This window comes from Streptomyces sp. 7R007, from assembly GCF_054850255.1.
Map to the genome: position 1 here is coordinate 102697 of NZ_JBTWMV010000006.1, position 25526 is coordinate 128222.

Annotated in this window: 21 protein-coding genes and 1 tRNA gene; 12 read left to right on the forward strand and 10 right to left on the reverse strand. The window is 72.3% G+C overall.

Translation table 11 applies throughout. The annotated features are described in order from the left end of the window. Window positions 1-66: 66 nt before the first annotated feature. From cysS to ACYF6T_RS10390, 3 genes are all read left to right on the forward strand, one after another. A complete protein-coding gene (cysS, locus tag ACYF6T_RS10380; protein WP_461695356.1) occupies window positions 67-1467 on the forward strand; it encodes a cysteine--tRNA ligase in 1401 nt (466 codons plus the stop codon). Between the two features lie 97 nt (window positions 1468-1564). Beyond that, on the forward strand, window positions 1565-2503 hold the full coding sequence (gene rlmB, locus ACYF6T_RS10385; protein ID WP_461695357.1) for a 23S rRNA (guanosine(2251)-2'-O)-methyltransferase RlmB: 939 nt from the start codon (window positions 1565-1567) through the stop codon (window positions 2501-2503). 117 nt (window positions 2504-2620) lie between these two features. Then, on the forward strand, window positions 2621-4270 hold the full coding sequence (locus tag ACYF6T_RS10390) for a DoxX family membrane protein (protein WP_461695359.1): 1650 nt from the start codon (window positions 2621-2623) through the stop codon (window positions 4268-4270). Window positions 4271-4381: 111 nt separating this feature from the next. Here ACYF6T_RS10390 and ACYF6T_RS10395 read toward each other — a convergent pair whose 3' ends face one another. From ACYF6T_RS10395 to ACYF6T_RS10405, 3 genes are all read right to left on the reverse strand, one after another. After that, window positions 4382-5113, reverse strand: coding sequence for a nucleotidyltransferase family protein (locus ACYF6T_RS10395; protein ID WP_461695361.1), 732 nt, complete (start codon window positions 5111-5113; stop codon window positions 4382-4384). A 109-nt stretch (window positions 5114-5222) separates the two neighbouring features. Continuing rightward, window positions 5223-5687 carry a hypothetical protein gene (locus ACYF6T_RS10400; RefSeq protein ID WP_461695363.1) on the reverse strand — a complete coding sequence of 155 codons (465 nt, stop codon included), beginning with the start codon at window positions 5685-5687 and terminating at the stop codon, window positions 5223-5225. Between the two features lie 224 nt (window positions 5688-5911). Then, window positions 5912-7048, reverse strand: a complete 1137-nt coding sequence (locus ACYF6T_RS10405) for an ABC transporter ATP-binding protein (protein ID WP_461695364.1) — start codon at window positions 7046-7048, stop codon at window positions 5912-5914. Between the two features lie 265 nt (window positions 7049-7313). On the opposite strand from ACYF6T_RS10405, the gene ACYF6T_RS10410 reads away from it, so the two are divergent. Both ACYF6T_RS10410 and ACYF6T_RS10415 read left to right on the forward strand, forming a co-directional pair. Further along, window positions 7314-10304 carry a caspase, EACC1-associated type gene (locus ACYF6T_RS10410; RefSeq protein WP_461695365.1) on the forward strand — a complete coding sequence of 997 codons (2991 nt, stop codon included), beginning with the start codon at window positions 7314-7316 and terminating at the stop codon, window positions 10302-10304. Between the two features lie 89 nt (window positions 10305-10393). Then, window positions 10394-10467, forward strand: a tRNA-Thr gene (locus ACYF6T_RS10415). A gap of 14 nt (window positions 10468-10481) precedes the next feature. Here the strand turns inward: ACYF6T_RS10415 and ACYF6T_RS10420 are convergent. Together ACYF6T_RS10420 and ACYF6T_RS10425 are read right to left on the reverse strand one after the other, a co-directional pair. Continuing rightward, window positions 10482-10979: a GNAT family N-acetyltransferase gene (locus tag ACYF6T_RS10420; protein WP_461695367.1), complete on the reverse strand. Its 498-nt coding sequence runs from the start codon at window positions 10977-10979 to the stop codon at window positions 10482-10484. Between the two features lie 9 nt (window positions 10980-10988). Beyond that, entirely contained in the window at window positions 10989-11891 is a 903-nt protein-coding gene (locus tag ACYF6T_RS10425; RefSeq protein WP_461695368.1) for an aminoglycoside phosphotransferase family protein, read from the reverse strand. On the opposite strand from ACYF6T_RS10425, the gene ACYF6T_RS10430 reads away from it, so the two are divergent. From ACYF6T_RS10430 to ACYF6T_RS10440, 3 genes are all read left to right on the forward strand, one after another. Continuing rightward, window positions 11890-12546 carry a rhomboid-like protein gene (locus ACYF6T_RS10430; protein WP_461695370.1) on the forward strand — a complete coding sequence of 219 codons (657 nt, stop codon included), beginning with the start codon at window positions 11890-11892 and terminating at the stop codon, window positions 12544-12546. The genes ACYF6T_RS10425 and ACYF6T_RS10430 overlap by 2 nt on opposite strands. Before the next feature lie 9 nt (window positions 12547-12555). After that, entirely contained in the window at window positions 12556-13962 is a 1407-nt protein-coding gene (locus tag ACYF6T_RS10435; RefSeq protein WP_461695372.1) for an NAD(P)/FAD-dependent oxidoreductase, read from the forward strand. A 125-nt stretch (window positions 13963-14087) separates the two neighbouring features. Continuing rightward, complete coding sequence (locus ACYF6T_RS10440) at window positions 14088-16724, forward strand: WD40/YVTN/BNR-like repeat-containing protein (RefSeq protein WP_461695373.1); 2637 nt, start codon at window positions 14088-14090, stop codon at window positions 16722-16724. A gap of 262 nt (window positions 16725-16986) precedes the next feature. Here the strand turns inward: ACYF6T_RS10440 and ACYF6T_RS10445 are convergent, their stop codons facing one another. The 3 genes from ACYF6T_RS10445 to ACYF6T_RS10455 form a co-directional block, all read right to left on the reverse strand. Beyond that, complete coding sequence (locus ACYF6T_RS10445; protein WP_461695374.1) at window positions 16987-18486, reverse strand: MFS transporter; 1500 nt, start codon at window positions 18484-18486, stop codon at window positions 16987-16989. Between the two features lie 59 nt (window positions 18487-18545). Then, entirely contained in the window at window positions 18546-19514 is a 969-nt protein-coding gene (locus ACYF6T_RS10450; RefSeq protein ID WP_461695376.1) for a zinc-binding dehydrogenase, read from the reverse strand. Between the two features lie 109 nt (window positions 19515-19623). Next, window positions 19624-20772 (reverse strand): NAD(P)-binding protein, encoded by a 1149-nt coding sequence (locus tag ACYF6T_RS10455; protein ID WP_461695377.1) that lies wholly within the window; start codon window positions 20770-20772, stop codon window positions 19624-19626. Window positions 20773-20987: 215 nt separating this feature from the next. Here ACYF6T_RS10455 and ACYF6T_RS10460 point away from each other — a divergent pair, with 215 nt between their 5' ends. Both ACYF6T_RS10460 and ACYF6T_RS10465 read left to right on the forward strand, forming a co-directional pair. Further along, window positions 20988-21635: a pentapeptide repeat-containing protein gene (locus ACYF6T_RS10460; RefSeq protein ID WP_461695378.1), complete on the forward strand. Its 648-nt coding sequence runs from the start codon at window positions 20988-20990 to the stop codon at window positions 21633-21635. Between the two features lie 2 nt (window positions 21636-21637). Beyond that, window positions 21638-22279, forward strand: a complete 642-nt coding sequence (locus ACYF6T_RS10465) for a hypothetical protein (protein ID WP_461695380.1) — start codon at window positions 21638-21640, stop codon at window positions 22277-22279. Between the two features lie 29 nt (window positions 22280-22308). Here the strand turns inward: ACYF6T_RS10465 and ACYF6T_RS10470 are convergent, their stop codons facing one another. Then, window positions 22309-22809 (reverse strand): hypothetical protein, encoded by a 501-nt coding sequence (locus ACYF6T_RS10470; protein ID WP_461695381.1) that lies wholly within the window; start codon window positions 22807-22809, stop codon window positions 22309-22311. Between the two features lie 7 nt (window positions 22810-22816). Here ACYF6T_RS10470 and ACYF6T_RS10475 point away from each other — a divergent pair, with 7 nt between their 5' ends. Then, window positions 22817-24268: a M1 family metallopeptidase gene (locus tag ACYF6T_RS10475; protein ID WP_461695646.1), complete on the forward strand. Its 1452-nt coding sequence runs from the start codon at window positions 22817-22819 to the stop codon at window positions 24266-24268. An 82-nt stretch (window positions 24269-24350) separates the two neighbouring features. Here the strand turns inward: ACYF6T_RS10475 and ACYF6T_RS10480 are convergent, their stop codons facing one another. Next, window positions 24351-24926, reverse strand: a complete 576-nt coding sequence (locus tag ACYF6T_RS10480; RefSeq protein ID WP_461695382.1) for a TerD family protein — start codon at window positions 24924-24926, stop codon at window positions 24351-24353. A 158-nt stretch (window positions 24927-25084) separates the two neighbouring features. Between ACYF6T_RS10480 and arfB the strand changes: the two genes are divergently transcribed. Beyond that, complete coding sequence (gene arfB / locus ACYF6T_RS10485; protein WP_461695383.1) at window positions 25085-25522, forward strand: alternative ribosome rescue aminoacyl-tRNA hydrolase ArfB; 438 nt, start codon at window positions 25085-25087, stop codon at window positions 25520-25522. Window positions 25523-25526: the final 4 nt, after the last annotated feature.

A 25526-nucleotide genomic window follows, 5' to 3' on the forward strand; every position in this document is an offset into this window, starting at 1 on the left:
TTTCGGGGCAAGGGTCTTTCGGGGCAAGCGTCTGAGGCACTGGCTCGCGCCCACTACCCTGGACACGTGACGATTCGCCTGTACGACACCAGCGCCCGGCAGATCCGTGACTTCACCCCGCTCAAGCCGGGTTGTGTCTCGATCTACCTGTGTGGCGCCACCGTGCAGGCGGCCCCGCACATCGGGCACATCCGGTCGGGGCTCAACTTCGACATCATGCGCCGGTGGTTCGAGTACCGCGGCTACGACGTGACGTTCGTCCGGAACGTCACGGACATCGACGACAAGATCATCGCCAAGGCCGCCGAACAGGGGCGGCCCTGGTGGGCCATCGGGTACGAGAACGAGCGGGCCTTCAACGACGGTTACACCGCCCTCGGCTGCCTGCCGCCGACCTACGAGCCCCGTGCCACCGGGCACGTGACCGAGATGGTCGAGATGATGCAGGGCCTCATCGAGCGCGGGCACGCCTACGAGGCCGACGGCAACGTCTACTTCGACGTACGGTCCTTCCCCGGCTACCTGGAGCTGTCCCGGCAGGAGCTCGACAACCTGCAGCAGCCCTCGGGGACGGGGGAGACCGGCAAGCGGGACCCCCGCGACTTCGCCATGTGGAAGGCGGCGAAGCCCGGGGAGCCGACGTGGGCGACACCGTGGGGCCGCGGGCGCCCCGGCTGGCACCTGGAGTGCTCGGCCATGGCGCACAAGTACCTGGGCAGCGCCTTCGACATCCACGGCGGCGGACTGGACCTGATCTTCCCGCACCACGAGAACGAGATCGCCCAGGCCAAGGCCTACGGCGACGACTTCGCCCAGTACTGGGTGCACAACGCCTGGGTGACCATGGCCGGCGACAAGATGTCCAAGTCGCTGGGCAACAGCGTCCTCGTGAGCGAGATGGTCAAGCAGTGGCGGCCCATCGTGCTGCGCTACTACCTCGGCACGCCCCACTACCGCTCCATGATCGAGTACAGCGAGGAGGCGCTGCGCGAGGCCGAGTCGGCCTTCGCCCGCATCGAGGGCTTCGTGCAGCGCGTCGTCGAGAAGGCCGGCACCGTCGAGCCCGCCGCCGACGTGCCGCCCGCCTTCGCCGAGGCGATGGACGACGACCTGGGCGTCCCGCAGGCCCTCGCCGTCGTGCACACCACGGTGCGCCAGGGCAACTCCGCCCTCGCCGCCGACGACAAGGAAGCCGCCGTGGCCCGCCTCGCCGAGGTCCGTGCCATGCTCGGCGTCCTGGGCCTGGACCCGCTCGACGCGACCTGGGCCGGCGAGGGCGCCGACCGCGGGGAGGACCTGCACGGCGTGGTGGACAGCCTCGTCCGGCTCGTCCTCGACCAGCGCGAGTCGGCCCGCGCCCGCAAGGACTGGGCCACCGCGGACGCCATCCGCGACCAGCTGGGCCAGTCGGGCCTGACCATCGAGGACAGCCCGCAGGGCCCGCGCTGGACCCTCGGCCCGCGCTGAGCGGCCACCGGCCACGCAAGATCGACTGTGCCGCCCGGCCCTCCGGGCGGCACACTGCATAAGACGTACGTACGACACTCACGAAGACAGGTAGGTCATGGCCGCGAACAACCGCCGCATGTCCGGCAAGAAGGGCGCGCAGGTCGGCAGCGGCGGCAAGCGGCGCCGGGGCCTGGAGGGCAAGGGTCCGACCCCGCCCGCCGAGATGCGCAAGGGACACGCCAAGCAGCGCGCCGCCCAGGCCAAGGCGCGCCGGGGGCAGGGGCGTCCGCAGGCCCGCCGGGGCGGCAAGGGCACCTCCGAGCTCGTCGTCGGCCGCAACCCGGTCGTCGAGGCGCTGCGCGAGGGCGTGCCCGCCTCCACGCTCTACGTCCAGCAGTTCATCGACAACGACGAGCGGGTGCGCGAGGCGCTCCAGCTCGCCGGCGAGCGCGGCGGCATCAACCTCATGGAGGCCCCGCGCCCCGAGCTCGACCGCATGACCAACGGCCTCAACCACCAGGGCCTCGTGCTCCAGGTGCCGCCCTACGAGTACGCCCACCCCGAGGACCTGGCCCAGGCGGCCTACGACGAGGGCGAGGACCCCCTCATCGTCGCCCTCGACGGGGTGACCGACCCGCGCAACCTCGGCGCGGTGGTCCGCTCCGTGTCGGCCTTCGGCGGCCACGGCGTCGTCGTGCCCGAGCGGCGCGCGGCCGGGATGACCGCCGGCGCGTGGAAGACGTCGGCCGGTACGGCGGCCCGTACGCCCGTCGCCCGCGCCACCAACCTGACGCGCGCCCTGGAGGCGTACAAGAAGGCGGGCATCGTGGTCGTCGGCCTCGCCGCCGACGGCGACCACGAGATCGGCGACCTGGAGGCCCTGCAGGGCCCGGTCGTCATCGTGGTCGGCAGCGAGGGCAAGGGCCTGTCGCGGCTGGTCGGCGAAACCTGCGACTTCCGCGTCCGCATCCCGATGCCGGGCGGCGCCGAGTCGCTCAACGCCGGTGTGGCGGCGGGCATCGTGCTGTACGAGGCGGCGCGCCGGCGGGGCTGAACACGCGTCCGGCGGATCACCCGTGCGGGGCAAACCCGGCGTCCAGGGCAAGCTTGACGGAGACCGGACAGATCCGCCCGGTCAAAGCAGTGTCCTAAACACACGTCACTCGGTTAGATGAGTGTGGACACCAGAACACCCCGCACACCCACGGGGGACCGCTCGTCGGGCCTCAGCCCCGGATTCGACTCCGGGTTCGACGACGCTCCCGCGCTGAGCATGGTGAAGGTGCCGAGCGATCCGGCGCAGGTCATCGTCAATCATGCGAGCTTCCGCGTGCAGCTGGGCGCGTCGACGCGCGCCCAATCCCCGCGGATCGCACGGCACCTGACCGCCACCGAGGACACCGCCCGCATCCCCGCCGTCGGCGCGGCGAGCAGAGCCGGCGCCCCCGCGGGCGCCCGCCGCCGCCCCGTCGTCTGGAGCGGCAAGTCCGCCCCGGACGACACCGGCGCGCACCGCCTCCTGCAGGCCGTGCGGGGCAACAGCGTCCGGCACGGCGACGAGCCGTCCGCGGACGCCGGGGCCACGCAGGTCATCCCGCGCGTCGAGGACACCGGCGGCAGCTACGACGAGATCTACGACGAGCTGGACCCGACCGTCGAGACCCCCGTCGTCGGCGCCCAGCGCACCCACGACGGCACCCGCCTGCTCCCCGGCATGCGCACGGTCGGCAGCGCCTACGACGAGGAACTCCCGTACGAGGACGAGGAGTTCGAGGCGGAGGAGGCCGAGGACGGCGAACGGACCGCCCGGCGCCACGGCGACGACCCGGCCCGGCACGCCTACTACCCGGGCCGCCGCATGAACCTCGGCGTGGTCCTCCTCCCGCTCCGCATCTTCCTCGGCTTCATCTCCATCTACGCCGGCATGGGCAAGCTCTGCGACCCCGTCTACTTCGACGGCGGCAAACGCGGCTCCATGGTGAAGTGGCTCAACACCCTGCACCCCTGGGACGTCGCCGAGCCGCTGCGGCAGTTCGCCCTGCACCATCCCGTCGGCTCCGGCCTCGTCATCGCCTTCGCCCAGGTCGTCGTGGGCGTGCTCACGGTCCTCGGCTGCTGGCAGCGCGTGGCCGCCGTCTTCGGCGCCCTGCTGTCCGCCGCGCTGATCGTCACCGTCAGCTGGAAGACGGTCCCCGCCTACGACGCCCCCGACATCATCTACCTCGCCGCCTGGTCCCCGCTGATCATCGCCGGCGCCCCCGTCTACTCCATCGACGGCCGCCTCGCGGGCAGCGCCTGGCGCCGGCTCGGCCCCCGCTCCGACATCTGGGAACTGCGCGCCTACGTCCTGCGCCGCGGCGCCCTCGTCACGGCGATCGTCGTCGGCCTCACCCTCCTCATCGGCTCCCTGCTCGGCGGCGCCGTCCGCGACGCCGACCGCGTGGTCGTCCCCGGCCCCGGCGAGGCGCCCCGCAACGAACTGCCGGGCTCCCCGCTCCCACAGGAGCCCGGCAAGCGGCACCGGCAGTCGCCGTCGGCCTCGGCCCCGGCGTCGACGGCGGGCGCCACGGCCGGCACGACCCCGTCCGGCGCCGCGACCACGCCCGGCGCGACCCGGGGCACGGCCACCGGAGGCGCGCCCAGCCAGACGCAGGGCACCACGGGACGCACGTCGCCCCAGCAGTCCTCCCCGGCCGGCCAGGCACCCAGCACCACCTCCGGCCCCAGCTCCGGCGGCGGCTCCGGCGGAGGCTCCGGCTCCACCGGCGGCTCCGGCACCTCGACCGGCCAACCCGGCCTGGTGGGCGGCCTGTTGGGGTAGCCGAGCCGGTGGGCGACATCCTGGGCAAGCCCACCGGCTGAGACACACCGCCCAAAAAGGGCCCCGCACCGAGGTGCGGGGCCCTTTCGGCTGCCGAGCGGCGACCGAGCTCTACCGTCCCAGCGCCGCCAGCTCCTTCGCGGCCTCGGTCAGGTCCTTCGCCGTGTCGATGGCCCGCCAGTACGCCCCCTGCGGAATCGGGAACCCCGCAAGCCTCCGCTCGCGCGCCAGATGCGGAAACGTCGTCCGCTCGTGATCCCCCCGCTCCGGCAGCAACCCGGCGAACTCCGGCGAGAAGACGTACACGCCCGCGTTGATCTCGAACGTGGACGGCGGTGCCTCGATGAAGTCGGTGATGTGCCCGAACCCGTCCGTGCGCACCGCACCCCACGGAATCCGCGGCCGGGCCAGCGCCAGGGTCGCGACGGCGTCCCGCTCGGTGTGGAAGTCGGCCATGTCCCGCAGGGAGAAACGGGTCCAGATGTCACCGTTGGTGGCGTACCAGGGCCGGTCCGGGTACGGCAGATGCGACGCCGCGTACTTCAGCCCGCCGCCGCGCCCGAGGGGCTCCGTCTCGACGGCGGTCGTCACCTTCACCGGCAGGTCGGCCGAGTCCAGCCAGCTCTGCAGCACGTCGGCGAGATGCCCGCAGCTGACCACGACGTCCGTGACGCCCTCCTCGGCCAGCCAGGCGAGCTGATGGCCGATGATCGGCGTCCCCGTGCCGGGGATCTCGACCATCGGCTTGGGCCGGTCGTCGGTGTAGGGACGCAGCCGGGACCCCTGGCCACCGGCCAGGACGACGGCTTGGACGGGACGCGCGGCGGCGTTCGGATCGGTCATGACCGGAACTGTACGTGGCGCTCCGGCCGTCGCTTCGGGCGGCAACCGATCCTTAACCAGCCGTTACCCTCCGCCGGCCCGTGCGGCCGGCGGAGGGTGACGGCGGGACTCAGCCGCGCGCGGCGGCGACGCCCGAGGCGAACGAGGTGTCGCAGACCGGGCGGGCGAAGGACTGGGCCTTCGAGGGCCCGTAGACCCGGGCTGCGGCCCGCCCCAGGGCGCGGGCGATGGAGACGCAGTGCTCGGCCAGCGACGGACGCGCGGTCACGGCCTCCTGGAGGTGGGTGAGGACCACACCCGGGTCGTCGTCCTGGAGCTCGGACAGCAGCCTGTCGCGCAGGACGTCCTGCGGGGCCCGGTGGGCCGCGGCCGCGGCGGCGCCGCCCTTGGCGTCGTCGATCGTGTCGGAGGCGGTGAGCACCGAGGACGAAGGGCTCCCCGTCCAGTTGACTCGGGTGACCGCGAGGGTCCCGGAGAGCACCAGGACGACGGGCAGGACGAGGGCGAGCGTGCGGCCGATCCGGCGGGCGGGGCCCCGGCCGCTTCGCGTCTGTTGGCTAGTGGAGTGCTTCACGCGAGTGAGGGTAGCGCCCGGTAATGATTTGGCGACATTTAGTCACCGGTTCGGGGGATGAACTGGTGCCTCGAATTGGGTAGTGCGTTGACGTACGGCGCTCGAAATGCCCGTTGTGCCGGGGTATTTGTCGACAACGAGAAGGGCCCCGCAGTGGTCTGCGGGGCCCTCTTCGTCAAGGCGGGCGAATGATCCGGGTTTCCGCCGGCCTGGACCGGCCCGGCTCAGTCGGACAGGCGCTCGCCCGTGGAGGTCGAGAACACGTGGGTCTCGCCCGGCCGCGGCACGACGTGCAGCGTGGTGCCCTTCTCCGGGACGCGGCGGCCCTCGACGCGCACGACCAGGTCCTTCGTCTGGCCGCCGACCTCGGCGGTGCCGTAGACGTAGCCGTCGGCGCCGAGCTCCTCGACGACGTTCACGGAGACGGCGAGGCCGGCCGGGGCGTCCTCGGTGTCCTTCGAGAGGGCGGAGGCGGCGCCGCCGTTCTGCTCGACGATGTCGAAGTGCTCCGGGCGGACACCGACGGTCACCGTCTTGTCACCCTTGTCGGTGGCGGCCTTGAGGGCGTCGCGGTTGACCGGGACGACGCTGTTGCCGAACTTCACGCCGCCGTCGGTGATCGGGACCTCGACCAGGTTCATGGCCGGGGAGCCGATGAAGCCGGCGACGAAGAGGTTGGCCGGACGGTCGTACATGTTGCGGGGGCTGTCCACCTGCTGGAGCAGCCCGTCCTTCAGGACGGCCACGCGGTCGCCCATCGTCATGGCCTCGACCTGGTCGTGGGTGACGTAGACGGTGGTGATGCCGAGGCGGCGCTGCAGCGAGGCGATCTGCGTACGGGTGGAGACACGCAGCTTGGCGTCGAGGTTGGACAGCGGCTCGTCCATGAGGAAGACCTGCGGCTCACGCACGATCGCGCGGCCCATGGCGACACGCTGACGCTGGCCGCCGGAGAGCGCCTTCGGCTTGCGGTCCAGGTACTCGGTCAGGTCGAGGATCTTCGCGGCCTCCTCGACCTTCTTGCGGATCTCCGCCTTGTTGACGCCGGCGATCTTCAGGGCGAAGCCCATGTTGTCGGCGACGGTCATGTGCGGGTACAGCGCGTAGTTCTGGAACACCATGGCGATGTCCCGGTCCTTCGGCGGCAGGTGCGTCACGTCGCGGTCGCCGATGCGGATGGCGCCGGAGTTGACGTCCTCGAGCCCCGCGAGCATGCGGAGCGAGGTGGACTTGCCGCAGCCGGACGGGCCGACCAGAACGAGGAACTCGCCGTCCTCGATCTCGATGTTCAGCGCGTCCACGGCGGGCTTCTCGGAACCCGGGTAGATCCGGGTCGCCTTGTCGAACGAGACAGTGGCCATGGTGAATGGGCCCCCTTCTACCGGCAGGAACGTGCCGGACGATCCGTTGTAGGAAGGTGGTGGTGTAGTCCACGAGGGTGAACTGGCTCAGGACGGTACCTGCCGTTCGCCCGTATGTCAGTACCTGGCGGCATGTGAACTTCGCGGAAACTTTCGACCGGTGGCCGCCGTGGCCCCTCGGTTCCCCCCGAAGGACTCCCGTAGCGGCGTCCGGGTCGGCACACTGTGGGTGACGCGGAACGCGCGGAGTGTGATCGGGGGACACATGGCTGCCCGGCGAGTGGCGTTGCTGATCGCCACGTACGACTACGAGGACGCGGGGCTGCGGCGGCTGACCGCACCGGCGCACGACGCCGAGGCCCTGGCCGCCGTACTGGAACGCCCGGACATCGCCGGCTTCGAGGTCACCACGCTGGTCAACGAGCCGCACTACCGCGCCGGCGAGGCCATCGCCGACCTCTACCGCGACCGGCGGCGCGACGACCTCACCCTGCTCTACTTCACCGGTCACGGACTCAAGGACGACGACGGCCGGCTGTACCTGGCCACCGCCAACACCCGCCGCGACAACCTGCTGTTCACCTCGCTGCCCGCCGAGCAGATCGACCAGGCCATGTCCGCCAGCAGGTCCCGGCAGAACGTGCTGATCCTCGACTGCTGCTACAGCGGCGCCTTCCCCACCGGCGGTCTGACGAAGGCCGACGCCGCCGTGCACACGCTGGAACGGTTCCGGGGACAGGGCCGCACCATCCTCACCGCGTCCGACGCCACCGAGTACTCCTTCGAGGGCGACCGGCCCCACGGCGCCGCCCGGCAGTCGGTCTTCACCCACCACCTGGTCACCGGGCTGCGCGAGGGCGCGGCCGACCTGGACGGCGACGGGGACATCACGGTCGACGAGCTCTACAGCTACGTCCACGACCGGGTGGTGGACGAACGGCCCCAGCAGCGCCCGAAGAAGCAGGACAACGTCGAGGGCCGCATCGTCATCGCCCGGAACGTCAACTGGACCCTGCCGCCCCATCTCGCCCGCGCCCTCACCAGCCCCCTCGCCGACGACCGGCTGGCCGCCCTGGAGGGCCTGGACCACCTGCGCAGGACCGGCAACGCGTTCGTCCGGGGCCGGATCACCGACGAGTACCGCCGCCTCGCGGAGGACGACAGCAGGGTGGTGTCGGTGGCGGCACGGGCACGGCTGGGGGAGACCGGGCCCGGGCTCGGGGCGCCGCCGCCTGCGCGGGAGCAGCGACCCGAGCCCGAGCCCGAGTCGGTGCCTGTGACCGAGTCGGTGCCTGTGCCCGTGCCGCCGCCTCCGCCCACCCCGGGGCACGCCGCCCGGCTGTGGCGGGACCTCGCCGACCTCGGCACCGACGTGCGGCGCCGGGCGTGGGACTGGCTACGGCGAAGAGTGCTCGCCGACGTCCTCGGCCTGTTCCCCGCCGCGGCCGCGGCCCTCCTCACGACCGCCCTCGTCCTGGACGTCCGCTCGGCCTACGACCATCTGTCGGCCGGCCCCGGCCACGACCTCCTCTGGTACGTCGGCGGCACGGCGCTGACCGCACTGGCCGCCGCCGTCTGCGCGTACCTGCCCCGCACCCGGGGCCCCGTCGCGCAGGGCCTCACGCTCGGCGCGGCCGTGGCGTCGGTCTGGGGGCTGGTGTACTTCTGCCTCCAGAAGGCCGACAGCGGCGAAACGGCGTTCCGGCTCGCCCTCGCCGGCCACGTCGTCCTCGCGGCCGGTGCCTGCGTCACCGCGTACGTGCTGATCCGCGGTCCGGAGGTCCGCTTCGAGCTGCGCCGCCCGGCCGACCCGTGGACCTGGATCGCCGTCGCGGTGGGTGGGCTGGCCGCGCTGTCGGGGGCCGCGGTCCTCGCCCGGGAGCTGTACGAGGTGGCCCGGGCCTACGTCCGGCACGGCGGACCCGGGTACGCCGACCCGGGCGCGTGGCCCTACCTCGCGGCGGTCGTGGGGGCGGTGTGCGTGCCCCTGTGGGCGGCGGTGACGGCACCGCGCCGGTTCGGCGTGTCCCTGCTGACCGGCTGGCTCGCCGGCGCCTGCGCCATCGCCGTCGTCACCTTCTTCCGGTACGACGACTCGCACGGCACCGTCCTCGACCTCGCCGCCGCGCTGCTGGTGCTGGCGGCCGCGGCGGCGTTCCTCGCCCTCCGCTCCACCACCGCCGGTCTGCCGCGCCTCCCGCCCCGGAGCGTGCTGGTCACCGCGCTGGCGGTGGTACCGCTGCTGGCCGCCGGCGGCGGGCTCCTCGCCGACCAGCGCGCACACGCCCCGGTGCGTGAGGCGGCGCCGTTCTTCGTGGCGGTCAGCCCGGACGGGAAGCGCCTCTACGTCATCAGCAGCCTGCGGGGAACGGGCATCCCGTTCGACCTGACGGGCGACAACGACCCCGGCGAGCTCACGATCGTCGACACGGCGACCCGGAAGACCGTGCGCAAGCCGCTCGACCTGGGCAAGGGCCTGGCTGGCGTGGCGGTCGGCCACGGCGGGGACTACGCCTATGTCGCGAGCGTCGCGACCGACAGCGTGATCGTGATCAGCGGCCTGGAGAACAGGACCGTCGGCAAGCCGGTCCCGGTCGGCGACCGGCCGACCCGCGTGACGGCCGTGGCGGACGGCAGACGCGTGGTCGCCGTCGGTCTCCGCTCCCACAGCCTCTCCGTCCTCGACACGACGACCAACACGACCACGGGCGCGCCGATCGACCTGGGCAAGAGCGCCACGAGCGCGGTCGTGGGCCCGGACGGACGGGTCTACGTCAGCCGCGGAAAGTCGGGCACGCTGTCCGCGCTCGACTCCGAGACGGGCAGGACCACCCGGAACCTCGGCACGCTGGGCTTCGAGCCGGAGACCCTGGCGATCAGCCCCGACGGCCGCCACCTCTACGCCGTGGGCGGCGCCACCCCCGACACGACCGTGCTGACCGCCCTCGACACCACCACCGGCCGGACCTCCGCCCCGGTCCCCCTGGGCATCGGCCCCCACTTCGGCATCGCCGTCAGCCCGAACGGGCGCCGCGCCTACGTGGCGAACTTCTTCGGCACGACGGTCTCGGCCATCGACACCGACACGAACGCCGCCGTCGGCGAACCCATCCCCGTCGGCAGCGCCCCCGCCGACATCGCGATCAGCCCGGACAACGAGGTCGTCTACGTGGCACTCCCCAGCCAGGGCAAGGTCGCCACCTTCCGCGCCGCCGACCCGGACACCGTCTCCTACATCGACATCAAGCCCCGCTGACCCCTCGCCGGAACCGAAACGTCATGGCTTGGAGAAACGGCCTCTGTGTACAGTGGACCCGCTCAGACGCACGGCGACCCGTGCGCAGCGCCTCCTTAGCTCAGCTGGTCAGAGCGCCGCTCTTGTAAAGCGAAGGTCGTCGGTTCGAATCCGACAGGGGGCTCCGAACAGCCCAGGTCAGACCTCCTCTGACCTGGGCTTTCGCGTGCCCAACGCCTGCAGTGCCGCGTCCGTCAGGCGGTATGTCGTCCATTCCGTCTGGGGGGTTGCGCCGAGGGAGTCGTAGAAGGTGATGGCGGGGGTGTTCCAGTTCAGGACGGACCATTCCAGGCGTTCGTAGCCGCGGGTGACGCAGATGCGGGCCAGTTCGGCGAGGAGGGCCTTGCCGTGGCCGGTGCCGCGGGCGGTGGGGCGGACGTAGAGGTCCTCCAGGTGGATGCCGTGGACGCCGCGCCAGGTGGAGAAGTTGAGGAACCACAGGGCGAAGCCGACGGGTTCGCCGGTCGTGTCGTCGGCCGCGATGTGGGCGTAGGCGGCCGGGTGGTCGCCGAAGAGGGCGTCGTGGAGCTGTCGCTCCGTCGCCCGCGCCTCCTGCGGGGCCTTCTCGTAGGCCGCCAGTTCGCGGATCAGGGCGTGGATGACGGGGATGTCGGCGGGGGTCGCGGTACGGATCACCAGGGGAGGTTAGACCGCGCGGGGCAGCAGGCGCTCGGCGATATCCAGGTGGGCGGGGAGGGGGCGGCGGCCCTCCTCCAGCTGCCAGACCGAGTTCTGCAGGACCCTCGCCAGCGTCCACGCGCGTGCCTGTCCCCGGTCCAGGCCCAGGACGTCCGTCATCGCGTCGAAGCGCCAGCGCACCTCGTCCGCGTCGAAGCGGTTCCACAGGGCGGGCAGGAGGTCGAAGCCGGGGTGGCCGGCGAGGGGTTTGGGGTCGATGGCGAGCCAGGGGGCGCGGTCGGCGGCCAGGACGTTCTCGAAGTGCAGGTCCCAGTGCAGGAGGCGGTCGCCGGGGTCGTCCAGCACCTCGCGGGTCGCCGCCGCGCAGGCGTCGAGGAGGGGAGTGAGGGGCACCGCCGCCGTCCGTTCCAGCAGGCGCGAGGCCACGTCACCCAGGTGGCGCAGGCCCGGCGGAGCCGGTACGGCCGTCAGCCGGGCGAGCAGGTGGGCCACGACCAGCGTCGCCTCGCGGGAATCCGGCAGGTCCGCCAGCCGCCGTCCGGCGTCCAGGCGTTCGAGCAGCAGCGTGCCGGTGCCGGTGTCGGCGGCCAGGAGCCGGGCGGCGCCGGCGCCGTTCCAGGTGCGCAGGGCGAGCGGCTCGCCGGCCGTCTCCTCGTCGACGTCCTGGAGCTTGAGCACGGCCGGTGTGCCGTCGTCGCGCCGGACGGGCAGCACCAGCGCGCACCGGCCGTACATCGACGGTCCGTCCACCCGCAGCCCCCACCGGTCGAGGAACCGCTCGGCGCGTCCGGGCAGCGAGGCGACGAAGGCGCGGCCGGCCGCTCCGCCGTGCCGCTCGTGCTGGGCGACGAGCCCGTCCGGAATGTCGATCACGCACGTGACGTTACCGCCGTGCGTGAATCGGCTCATGCGAATTGTCCGGGGCATCGGCACCAGGGCGCGGGCGTACGTCCGCAGCGCTCCCGGCACGTACGTGTGGCTGGTGATCCTGTTCTTCACGACGGTGGCCGCGCATCGCATGTCACCGGAGTTCGAGCAGGAGTTCCTGCGGCAGCGCTCGACCAACCTCCACGAACTGTCCGACAACCCGGTGCGGGTGCTCGTGCAGAGCGCGATGTGGATCGACGGCGGCTACTGGCTGCCGTACGCCTTCCTGTACAGCGTCTTCCACGCGCAGGCCGAGCGCTGGCTCGGTACGGCGCGCTGGCTGGTGGTGGTCGTGGCCGCGCACGTGCTGGCGACGCTGATCAGCGAGGGGGCGCTGCTGATGGCGATCAGCGCCGGGATGGCGCCGGTGTCGGCGGTCAACACGCTGGACGTGGGCGTGAGTTACGCGCTGGCGGGGGTGGTGGGGGTGCTCGTGTACCGGATCGCGCCGCCCTGGCGGTACGGCTGTCTGGTGGTCGTCCTCGTCGTGTACGGCGTCCCGCTCACGTCCACGCCGACCTTCACCGACCTCGGGCACTTCGTCTCCGTGCTGATCGGGCTGGCGTGTCATCCGCTGGTCAGGGGGCGGGGAAGAGCATGGAATCCGAAGGAGACAGTGGCCGCGTTCAGGAGCTAACGTCCGGCCATGAGCACCTCGGCGAGCAGCGCCGTCAACGGCGGCATCTCCTTCTGGTACGCGGACGACGGCCTCCCGGCGGTGCGGGGGCCGCTCGCGGGTGACGCCTCGGCGGACGTCGTGATCGTGGGCGGCGGGTACACGGGGCTGTGGACCGCGTACTACCTGAAGAAGGCGGCGCCCTTCCTGCGGGTGACGGTCCTGGAGGAGAGGTTCTGCGGGTACGGTGCCTCGGGGCGCAACGGCGGCTGGCTGTACAACGGGATCGCGGGGCGGGACCGGTACGCGCGGCTGCACGGCCACGAGGCCGCCGTACGGTTGCAGAAGGCGATGAACGCGACCGTCGACGAGGTCGTCGCGGTGGCGGCGGCGGAGGGCATCGAGGCCGACATCCATCGCGGTGGAGTGCTCGAAGTGGCCACCACTCCCGCGCAGTTGGCCCGGCTGAGGGCCTTTTACGCGCACGAGCTGTCGTACGGCGAGAAGGACCGCGAGCTGTACGGCGCCGAGGAGACCGCCGAGCGGATCAGGGTGGCCGGCGCGGTCGGTTCGACGTGGACTCCGCACGGGGCGCGGCTGCAGCCGGTGAAGCTGGTGAAGGGGCTGGCGGCGGCGGTCGAGGCGCTGGGCGTGACGATCCACGAGTCGACGCCGGTGACGGAGATCCGGCCGAAGCAGGCGGTGACGCCGTACGGGACGGTCCGGGCGCCGTATGTGCTGCGCTGCACCGAGGGGTTCACCGCGAGCCTGAAGGGGCAGCGGCGCACCTGGCTGCCGATGAACTCCTCGATGATCGCGACCGAGCCGCTCACGGACGCGCAGTGGGAGTCGGTGGGCTGGGAGGGCCGGGAGACGCTGGGCGACATGGCGCACGCGTACATGTACGCGCAGCGCACGGCCGACGGGCGGATCGCCCTGGGCGGGCGGGGGGTTCCGTACCGTTTCGGTTCGCGGACCGACAACGACGGCCGGACTCAGGAGGCGACGGCCGAGGCGTTGCGGGAGATCCTGGTGCGGTTCTTCCCGGCGCTGGCGGGGGTGCGGATCGCGCATGCCTGGTCGGGGGTGCTGGGGGTGCCGCGGGACTGGTGCGCGACGGTGACGCTGGACCGGTCGACGGGGCTCGGGTGGGCCGGGGGGTACGTCGGTTCGGGCGTCGCCACCACCAACCTCGCCGCGCGGACGCTGCGCGACCTGGTCCAGCTCGACTCGGGGCAGGGCGGGCGCACGGAGCTGACGGATCTGCCGTGGGTCGGGCACCGGGTGCGCAAGTGGGAGCCGGAGCCGCTGCGTTGGCTCGGCGTGCAGGGGATGTACGCCACCTACCGGGCGGCGGACCGGCGCGAACTGGCCACGCACAGCGCCGAGTCGTCCCGGCTGGCGCGGCTCGCGGACCGGGTGGCCGGGAGGAACTAGCCGCTTTCTGAGGCGCCGCTGGCGAATTTTTGCCCCTTGATTGCTTTCACAGGATGCTCTCAGGTCCCTCTCCCCGTCAAAGCTGTTGGCCAGCTCATGTCACTGCTCCAAGGGGAGGGCACTTCATGGCAGCCGACGGCTGGCGAAGAAGACGAGTATGGGCGGTGCTGGCCACCGGCGCCGCGCTGGGTCTGACGGTGACACAGGCCCAGGCGGCGCACGGCGGCACCGATCCCTTCGGCGTACGGCAACTCCGGGAACAGGCCCTTCTGCACCAGCAGCAGAAGGGCCTGTCGGCGTTCGCGGAGACGGGGGACGACGAGGGCGACGACGAGGCGATGGAGGAGGCCGAACAGGCCGAGCAGTACGCCGAGGCCCGCACCTCACCGGGCGTGGTGGCGCCGGGCGCCTACGGGGCGGCGTACGACGCGCTGAGGAACCTGCCCCGCACGAAAGGCAGTTGGAGCGATCTGACGCGGCTGCCCTACGACTCCGACGACCCCCGCTACCGGGACATCAACTCCAACTCCAGCGGCGGGGCCGGCCGGGTGACCGGCCGGGTCACCGGGCTCGCGGCCGACAACCACGGCTATGTGTACGCCGGTTCGGCCAACGGCGGTGTCTTCCGCTCCCGCTCCGGCGGCGGCCACTGGACGAACATCTCCGACAAGCTGCCCGCCCTGTCCACCGGCGACCTGCAACTCGACGGCCGCGGACGCCTCTGGTACGCCACCGGCGAGGCCAACACCAGCGCCACCTCCTTCCTGGGCACCGGCGTGTACGTCCTGGCCGACCCGCGGCACGGCAGCTTCAGCAAGCGGGACCGGGTCGGCGGCGACGAGCTGGAGTCGACCTCCGTCAACGCGCTGCGGTTCGGCGGCGACAAGGTGTGGGCGGCGACCACCGAGGGCGTGTGGAGCCACAGCACGAAGACGCTGAAGGGCCACTGGAAGCTGGAGTTCGCGCCCAACCCGAGCTATCTGCCGGGCGGTTCGCAGGCGAACGACCCCGACGCGCCGTACAAGAACATCACCAGCGACATCGCGATCGACCCGAAGGACCCGAGCAAGGTGGTGCTGGCGGTCGGCTGGCGCGGCGGGGACACCTACAACGGCTTCTACGCCAAGTCCGGCGGGAGCTGGCAGCGGCTGACCGGGCTCGGCGACCTGCCGGGCAACGCGGAGGACGTCGGCAACGTCACCTTCGCGCGCAGCGCGGACGGCTCGCGGTACTACGCCATCGACCAGTCGCCGGAGATGACGGCGGAGAACCCCGACAGCGGCCTTGAGGGCATCTTCGTCTCCAAGTCCGGCTCGCCCACCGGCCCGTGGACGCGGATCGCGACCTACCAGCAGCTGCGCGACTCGGGTTCGGCGCTGACCGGCGACGGCTACCAGCCCGGCATCCAGGCCTGGTACAACCAGTTCCTCACCGTCGACCCGAAGAACCCGGACCATGTGTACGCCGGTCTGGAGGAGGTCTTCGAGACCAAGGACGGCGGCAAGAACTGGACCGTGCCCGGCCCGTACTGGAACTTCGGCTTCCCCTGCTGGTCCATCGACCCGTCGAAGCAGTCCGGTGACTGCCCGGCGACCACGCACCCCGACCAGCACTCGGTGGCCATCGGCAGCAACGGCGGCGCGCCGTACGTCATCGTCGGCGACGACGGCGGCACCTACCGGCGTCCGCTGAACGGCAGCGCGAACGCCGCGGGGCACGCGACCGACTGGACGTCCCTGAACGACGGCACGATGGACGCCCTGCAGTACTACTCGGTCGGCGTCGGCGTCGACCCCTCCCGCAAGGGCCTCGCGGTCACCGGCGGTCTGCAGGACAACGGGCAGTCCCAACTGCGGCCCGGCGACCGGGTGATGGGCTCCAACTTCGGCGGCGACGGCGGCGACACGATCACCGATCCGGCCAACGGGTGCAACATCGCCCAGGAGTACGTGTACCTGGCGGTGTCCGTCACCAACAACTGCGCGGTCAACGACGGCAGCTGGGTCACCGACCCGTCCAAGGCGACGTCGTACTCCGTCGCCCCGCCCGACAACGCCACCGGCGAGGCGCGCTTCATCGCGCCGCTGAACGCGGACATCAAGAACCCGGACGTGTGGATCGCGGGCGGCCGGCACGTGTGGATCAACACCAAGGGGTACGCGATCCGCAGCGGCACCGAGTGGTTCGGCGCCTACGACCTGGGCGCGGGCCACACCGCCACGGCGGTCGCCTCCTCCGGCGGCAGGGTGTACGCCGCCTGGTGCGGGCCCTGCAACAACCAGGGCTTCACGCGGGGCATCGCGGTCGGCAACGCGGACGGAACGGGCTGGCACCAGCTGAACCTGCCGGTCGACGGCACGGTGCCCAACCGCTACCTGTCCGGGCTGGCGATCGACCCGAAGAACGCCGACCACGTCCTGCTCGCCGTCAACGGCTTCTCCCGCAAGTGGACCGAGGGTCCGGGCGCGGGCGTCGGCCACCTCTTCGAGACCCGGGACGGCGGCGCGACCTGGAAGGACGTCTCCGGCAACCTGCCCGACGTGCCGGCCGACTCGGTGGTGCTTTTGAGGAACGGCACGGTGGCCCTGGGCACCGACCTCGGCGTCCTGGTCCGCACGCCGGGCGCGAAGACCTGGAAGGTGGCCGGCACCAACCTCCCGACCACCGCGGTCCTCCAGCTCCGCACGGGCCCCGACGGCCGCCTGTACGCCGCCACCCACGGCCGCGGCATCTGGGCCATCGACCCGCGAAGGCTGCGGTGAGGGTCAACTGCCGTGTACGTGCTGCCGGTTGACGCATGACTGGCTGGCATGAAATGTTCCACCGCCTGAATTCAGCTCCAGGCGCGGAAACAGGGGAAAAGCCCGCCCCCGGTTCCCCTCACGGGGATGGGGGCCGGGGGCGGGCGCTCCCCTCCGCCGGGTCCCGGGCGGGTCCTGCCGGGACCCGTCGTCCGCGCAGGAGGGTGCCCCGGTCTCCCCGGACCGGGGCACCGCTCTCGTGTGGTCGTCTCTTGTGTGGTCGTCAGGCCGCCGGTTCCGGGACCGGGGTCTCGGCCGGGGCGTGTTTCGGGGGCTTGGCCGTGACCATCAGGCCCGCGATCAGGCCGGCCAGGAGCATGACGCCGGCGGCCCACCAGATGGCGACCGTGTAGCCGTGCACGACGCCCTCGCGGGCGACCAGCGCCTTCTGGGCGGGGTTGTGCAGGTGCGCGGCGATGTAGGTCGTGGCGCTGGACGTGGCGATCGTGTTCAGCAGCGCCGTACCGATCGAACCCCCCACCTGCTGCGAGGTGTTGACCGTCGCCGAGGTCACGCCCGCGTCCTGCGGCGCGATCCCCGCGGTGGCGGTGGCGAACACCGGCATGAAGGTCAGGCCCATGCCGAGGCCCATCAGCAGCAGGGCGGGCAGGATCTCGGTGGCGTAGGAGGAGTGCACCGTCATCCGGGTGAGGATCAGCATGCCGCCGGCCGCGAGGACCATGCCGGGCACCATCAGCACGCGCGGCGCGACGTGGTGCAGCAGCCGGGCCGAGATCTGCGTGGACCCGATGATGATCGCGGCCGTCAGCGGCAGGAAGCCCAGTCCGGTCTTCACGGGCGAGTAGCCGAGGACGCCCTGCAGGTAGTACGTCATGAACAGGAACAGCCCGAACATGCCGATCGTGGCGAGCGCCATGGTCAGGAAGCACCCGGCGCGGTTGCGGTCCTTGACGATGTGCAGCGGCAGCAGCGGCGAGGGCGCCCGGTTCTGCCACCACACGAACGCGGCCAGCAGCACGACGCCCGCCGCGAACAGCGTCAGCACCAGCGGGTCGCTCCAGCCCCGCGGCTCGGCCTCGCTGAAGCCGTACACGATCGCCACCAGCCCGCCGCAGCCCAGCAGCACGCCGGGCACGTCGAGGCGGGCACCCGTGTGGCCGGGACGGTCGTGCAGCAGGACGACGGCGCCGATCACCGCGACGACGGCGATGGGGACGTTGACGTACAGGCACCAGCGCCAGTTCAGGTACTCGGTGAGCAGGCCGCCCACGATGAACCCGATGGCCGAGCCGCTGCCGGCCAGCGCGCCGTAGATGCCGAAGGCCTTGCCGCGCTCCTTGGGGTCGGTGAACGTCGTGGTCAGCAGCGACAGCGCGGACGGCGCCAGGACGGCGGCGAAGACACCCTGCAGGGCGCGCGCGCCGAAGAGCATGCCGGAGCCGGTGGCGGCGCCGCCGAGCGCGGAGGCGGCGGCGAAGCCGACCAGGCCGAAGATGAAGGTGCGTTTGCGGCCCACCAGGTCGGCGATCCGGCCGCCGAGCAGCAGCAGTCCGCCGAAGGCGAGGGTGTAGGCGGTGATGACCCACTGCCGGTTGCCGTCCGACATGCCCAGGTCGGCCTGGGCGGAGGGCAGGGCGATGTTCACGATGGTCGCGTCGAGGACGACCATCAGCTGGGCGAGCGCGATGACCACCAGACCCCACCAGCGGCGAGGATCGGGGCCCGCGGCCTCCTCCGTGGGGGTGTCACTCGTTCGGCTCATCCGGCCAGCAGACCATGAATCGGTACGTATCGCATCCGTAGGAGTGTTGCGGCTGTTGCTCATGGTTCGAGCACCACCTTTCCGATCGTGCCGCGCGTTTCGAGCGCGCGGTGCGCAGCGGCCGCCTCGGCCAGCGGGAAGCGCTGCACGGCAGGGCGCAGCCGTCCCGCGGCGGCCTCGGCGAGGGCGCGCAGTTCCAGGGTTCGAAGGGGGGTCTTCCGGGTCATCACCGGGCCGAGCACCTGCTGGGAGACGCCCTCGACGAGGTGCGGGGAGCCACCGCGGACGCCCTCGGCGGACCAGCCGAAGACGAGGTGCCGGCCACCGGGACCGAGCAGGGCGACGGCCTCGCGGGCCACGTCACCGCCCACACCGTCGAAGACGACGGTCGCCGGGCGGCCGCCCAGGCAGGCACGCACCTTGTCGGGCCACGCGGGCTCGGTGTGGTCGACGGCCAGATCGGCGCCGTCGGCCTGCACCCGGGCGACCTTGCGGGCGCCGCCGGCCAGGCCGATCACCGTGGCGCCGGCGTTCTTCGCGTACTGCACGAGCAGCGTGCCGATGCCGCCGGCGGCCGCCGGGATCACGGCCACCGCGTCGGGTCCGAGCTCGGCGAACTGCACGATTCCCATGACCGTACGGCCCGTTCCGATCATGGCGACGGCCTCGGCGAAGTCCAGGTTCCCGGGGATCTCGTGGACCCGCTCGACGTCGGCGACGGCCAGCTCGGCGTAGCCGCCCGGGGCGAAACCGAGGTGGACGACCACGCGCCGGCCGAGCCACAGCCCGGCGACGCCCTCGCCGAGCGCGTCGACGACGCCGGCGACCTCGCGGCCGGGAACGGTGGGCAGCACGGCCGGCTCCGGCAGCGGGCCCTGCGCGCCCTCCCGCAGCGCGGTGTCGAGCAGGTGCACGCCGGCCGCCCGGACGGCGACGCGGACCTGGCCGGGGCCCGGCCGGGGGTCGGCGACCTCCTCGACGACGAGGTTCTCGGCCGGACCGAAGTGGTGCAGACGAACGGCGCGCATCCTGGACTCCCTGGATCTGACGGCGAGGACGTGACGGCATGGGCTTGACCGCGTGGGCGGTGCTGCACGAGACGGCCACTCCACCCTCCGACCTCAAGTCCGCTTGAGGTCAAGCCGCCCGCCTCCGCCCCAGCGCCAGCGACACCGCCGCGAGGGCGCTGTTGAACGACACCTCCGACAGCACGCCGGGGGCGGCGACCTGGTCGCCGGCGAGGTAGACGCCGTCGCCGCGGTCGACGGCCGGGCGGTCGCGCCAGCTGGTGCCGGGCAGGTCGACGGCGCCGGTACGGCCGTACGCGACGGACGCGCGCCGCCAGGTGACGCGCTCGCGCCAGCCGTCGAAGGCCAGGTCGAGGAGCTCCTCGGCGCGGGCGACCCCGTCGGCCTTGCCCTCGTGCGGGGCGATCGGGATCTGCCCCTGGATCAGCTGCTCGCCGCGCGGCGCGAGGCTGCGGTCCTGCGCGGTGAACCGCTCGATCCACCCGGGCGCGTCCAGGTCGGACACCGCGAAGGCGTCCCCGCGCCGGGTCCGCACGGCGAGGTCGACGAGCACCGTGCGCCCGCTCGTCCAGGCCAGGGAGGAGTCCCCGAGCAGCCGGCGGGCGGCGTCGAGGGAGGTCGCGACGACGACGGGCGTGTCGGTCGGGAGGGCGTCGACGCGGGAGAGCGTCTCCACCCGGACGCCGAGGTTCCACGCCCGGGCGGCCATCCGGTCGATGAGGCTCGCCCAGCCGCCGCGCGGATAGTGCGCCTCGGGCGGCAGCCGGGTGGCCCGCCGCAGACGTTCCTGCACGAACGCGGCGGACAGGGCGCCGGGGTTGTGGTGGAAGACGGCGACGGCCGCGTAGTGAGCGGCGGCGCGGGCGCCCTCCTCGCCCGCGACGCCGGTGGCCCAGGTCGCGAAGTCGACGTCGACGGGGGCCTGCTGGAGGCTCGGGCGGAGCAGTTTGAGCAGCGCGAAGGGCGGGGTGCGGCGTAGGCTTCCGTGGTGGCGCAGGCGCAGCCGGGCCGCCTCCAGGGGCGGGATCGGTGCCAGCGGTCCGATGAGGTCGCGCTGCCTGAGCCAGGTCCAGTGCGGGCCGCCGCTGTAGAGGGCGTGCGGGCCTTCGTTGGTCCGGTACGGCCCCTCGGCGGTCCGCGCCCGCCCGCCGAGGGTGTGGTGGGCTTCGTGGACGGTGACCTTGGCGCCCGCCTCGGCGGCGGTGATCGCGGCGGTCAGTCCGGCGAATCCGCCGCCGATGACGGTGATGCGGTGCATGGGTGGCGTCTCCCTCGGGTCGGTCGCCTGGGGCGTACGGGCTGTGCGGGCCGCGTGTGCGGGCGGTGCGCACGGCGTTCGTGCATACGACGGATCCAGGCGGCGGAATGTGACATCACGCGGTGTCCGTGCAGGTCAGGGCGATTGTCAGTGGCGGGGTGCAGCATGGGGGCATGGTGAGACGAGGGGTTGGCGGGAGCGGAGTGAAGGGCGCCGTGAAGGGGGCGCGACGGCCGGAGCTGCGGTTGCCGCCGCTGGAGCCGTTCGGCGGCGGGGAGCTGGAGCCGGACGGGGACTACGACGGCCTGGAGTTCCGGGACGCCGACCTCGCCGGGCAGGACGGCGGGGGCGCCCGCTTCATGGACTGCGCGCTGACGGGGTGCGCGGTGGACGAGACCCGGCTGCGGCACGCCCGCGTCCTCGACTCGGTGCTGACCGGTCTGCGCGGTGTGGGCACCGACCTCGCGGAGTCGACGCTGCGGGACGTCGAGGTGGTGGACGCGCGTCTGGGCGGGACGCAGGCGCACGGGGCGGTGCTGGAGCGGGTCGTCGTGCGCGGCGGCAAGATCGACTATCTGAACCTGCGCTCGGCGAAGCTCAAAGACGTCGTCTTCGAGAGCTGCGTGCTGGTCGAGCCGGACTTCGGCGGCGCCGCGCTGGAGCGGGTGGAGTTCGTGGACTGCGCGCTGAAGGGAGCGGATCTGCGCGGGGCGGTCCTGAAGGACGTGGACCTGAGAGGGGCGACGGAGCTGGCGGTCGCCCAGGGCGTGGACCGGCTGGCGGGCGCGGTGATCAGCACCGGGCAACTGATGGATCTGGCGCCGGTGCTGGCGGCCCAGATGGGGATTCGGGTGGAGGACTGAAGGTGGGGACCTTCTACGGGAACGTGGTCGTGGCCCGTCCGTGCGACGAGGTGGTGCCGCTGCTGGACGCGGAGAGCGGACCGGACGGCCGGAAGATACGGGGGTTCGCGCTGCCGGTGGGCCCCGGGCACACGGTGATCTACCCCGACCCGGAGACGGACGCCACCGAGGTGGCCGGCCCGCTGGGCCGACTGCTGCGGGCGCCCACGCTGGGCGCGTACGTCTTCGACTCCGACGTCCTGCTGATGACCGTGTACGACGAGCACGGTGAGCCGCGGCACCACTACGACTCCTGTCCCGGGTACTTCGAGGAGGCGGCGACCGACGAGGACGGCGACCCGCTGGGCGGCGGGGACTTCGCCTTCCCCGCACCGACCGGCGCCGACCCCGAGGCGTTCGTCCCGCTCGCGTTCGGCCCGGTGGACCGAGCGCTGCTGCGGTCCGTCCTGGGCGGCACCCCGCTCGACCCGGACGACGGCGAGGACGGACGGTACGTGTTCGCGGAGACCCAGCACTACGACGCGATGACCTGCCTGGGCCTGAACGCCTGCCGGCTGAGCACCGGCTACCGCTACCTCTCCCTCGGGGGGCTGCCGCACGAGACGACGGCGGAGGAGCTGCTGACCATAGGCGCCGGGGCCTGACGGGCACGGCATGAACAGGTGCCGGGGCTTCAAGCCACCCGGGGGAAGCGGGCCTGCAGCGTCCAGATCGCCGGGTTCTCGCCGAGGTCCTCGTGCAGGTCGACCAGGTCGGCGATCAGGTCGTGCAGGAAGTCCCGCGCCTCGCGGCGGAGTTCGCGGTGGGAGAAGGTCAGCGGGGGCTCCTCGGCCGGCGTCCAGTCGGCCTCCACGTCCACCCAGCCGAAGCGCCGCTCGAAGAGCACGCGGTCGGTGGACTCGGTGAAGTCCAGCTCCGCGCGCTGCGGCCGGGCGGCACGCGAGCCGGCCGGGTCCCGGTCGAGGCGCTCCACGATGTCGCACAGCGCCCACGCGAAGTCGAGCACCGGCACCCATCCCCAGGCTGTGGACAGCTCCCGGTCCGACGCGGTGTCGGCGAGATAGACGTCACCGCAGAACAGGTCGTGCCGCAGCGCGTGGACGTCCGCGCGCCGGTAGTCCGTCTGCGGCGGGTCGGGGAAGCGGTTGGAGAGGGCGTAGCCGATGTCGAGCACGTACGCGATGGTGTCACGTCGCCCTAGGATCGCTGCCGTGTCCCGATCCGCGCCCGTTGTCCCTTCCGTCCGTCTGGTCCCCGCCTTCCTTATCTCCCTCCTCCTCGCCCTGACGGCGTGCGCGGGCGGAGGCCACGACACCACCGGCAGCCCGGGCCGCGACGACCCGTACTTCCCCAAGGCGGGCAACGGCGGATACGACGTCACCCACTACGACCTGCGCCTGTCCTACGACCCCGCCCACGGCGGCCGCCTCACCGCCACCGCCGCCCTCACCGCCCGCGCCACCCAGGACCTGACCGCCTTCGACCTCGACCTCAAGGGCCTGCACGTGGACGGCGTCACCGTCGACGGCCGCGGCGCCTCGTTCGACCGCGCCGGCCAGGAACTCACCGTCCGCCCGCCCGACCGCCTCGACGCCGGCACCGCCTTCCGCACCACCGTCCGCTACTCCGGCACCCCCGAGCGGATCACCGACCCCGACGGCTCCCGGGAGGGCTGGCTGCGCACCGCCGACGGCGCCCTCGCCCTCGGCGAACCGACCGGCTCCATGGCGTGGTTCCCCGGCGACCACCACCCCGCCGACAAGGCGTCGTACGACATCGCGATCACTGTGCCGAAGGGCCTCCAGGCGGTCTCCAACGGCGAGTTGAAGGGGGAGCCGACCACGGAGAACGGCCGTACGACCTACACCTGGCACACCGCCGAGCCCATGGCGAGCTACCTCGCCACGGTCGCCGTCGGCCACTACGCCGTCAGCCGCTCCACCCTCGCCGACGGCCTGCCGGTGTACACCGCCGTCGACCCGGCCGAGGCGAAGGCGGCCCGCGGGGTGCTGGCGAAGATCCCCGAGATCATGGAGTGGGAGCAGTGCAACTTCGGCCCGTACCCCTTCTCCTCCACCGGCGCGGTCGTCGACCGGCCCGAGGACGCCGAATACGCCCTGGAGACCCAGAACCGGCCCGTCTTCCCCGGCGCCCCCGACACCGCGACCCTCGTCCACGAACTGGCCCACCAGTGGTACGGCGACTCCGTCACGCCGAAGACGTGGCGGGACATGTGGCTCAACGAGGGCTTCGCGACCTACGCCGAGTGGCTGTGGGACGAGGACCACGGCGGCGACAGCGCCCAGCAGACGTTCGACCGGCTTTATGCCCACGGCGAGGACGACTACCCCGACCTGTGGTCCTTCCCGCCGGCGCGCCCCAGTGGCGCAGCGCACATCTCCGACGACCCGGTCTACGTGCGCGGCGCGATGGTCCTCCAGAAGATCCGGCGGACGGTGGGCGACGACACCTTCTACGACATCATCCAGGGCTGGGCGGCGACGTACCGTCACGGCACCGCGGACACCGCCGACTTCACGGCGTACGTCGAGAAGAAGGCACCGGACAAGGACTTCACCGGCATCTGGAAGGACTGGCTGTACGGGAACGGAAAGCCCGGTTCACGCCGCTGAGCCGGCCACGTCCTTCGTGCCGCCGGAGCCCTCGGCCGTCACCGGCGTCACCGAGGGCTCCCGCTCAGCGCAGCGCGTTGTGTCAGACGTTGACGCCGAAGTCCTGGGCGATGCCGACCAGGCCGGACGCGTAGCCCTGGCCCACCGCGCGGAACTTCCACTCCGCGCCGTTGCGGTAGAGCTCGCCGAAGACCATCGCCGTCTCCGTGGCCGCGTCCTCGGAGAGGTCGTAGCGGGCGATCTCCGCGCCGCCGGCCTGGTTGACGATGCGGATGTAGGCGTTGCGGACCTGGCCGAAGTTCTGCGAGCGGTTCTCCGCGTCGTAGATGGAGACCGGGAAGACGATCTTGTCGATGTCGGCCGGGAGAGCCGCCAGGTTGACGTTGATCGCCTCGTCGTCGCCCTCGCCCGCGCCCGTGCGGTTGTCGCCGGTGTGGACGATGGAGTTGTCCGGGGTCTGCTTGTTGTTGAAGAAGACGAAGTGGGCGTCCGAGTAGACCTTGCCCTGGGCGTTCACCGCGATCGCGGAGGCGTCGAGGTCGAAGTCCGTGCCGGTGGTGGTGCGGACGTCCCAGCCGAGGCCCACGGTGACGGCGGTCAGGCCCGGAGCCTCCTTGGTGAGCGAGACGTTGCCACCCTTGGACAGGCTTACAGCCATTGTTGGGAGTCCCTTCCCTCGGTTCGGTACGGCAGAAAAGCTACAGCTACCCGTATGAACGCCGACCGAGCCGCCAAAGGTTCCGACTTCCTTTACTTTCTTTACCGAACAGCGGGTGAACCTTATTCGCGTGACGTGTGCCGGTCAGTCGCGCGACCATGGGGGACATGTCCGGTCCCTACCTCATCCGCGGCTCCGTCCCGCTCCCCGAGGCCGAGCTCATGTGGCGTTTCTCGCGGTCGTCGGGGCCGGGAGGCCAGCACGTCAACACCAGTGACTCACAGGTGGAGCTGCGCTTCGACCTCGCCAACACCGAGGCCCTGCCGGAGGTGTGGAAGGCGCGGGCGCTGGAGCGGCTGGCCGGGCGGCTCGTCGACGGCGTGATCGTCGTACGCGCCTCCGAGCACCGCTCGCAGTGGCGCAACCGGGAGACCGCCGCCGTACGCCTCGCGGCGCTGCTCGCGGAGGCCACCGCGCCACCGCCCAAGCCGCGCAGGCCCACCCGCATCCCGCGCGGCATCAACGAACGCCGGCTGCGGGAGAAGAAGCAGCGCTCCGAGACGAAGCGGGGGCGTTCCGGGCGCGACTGGGGCTGACGCG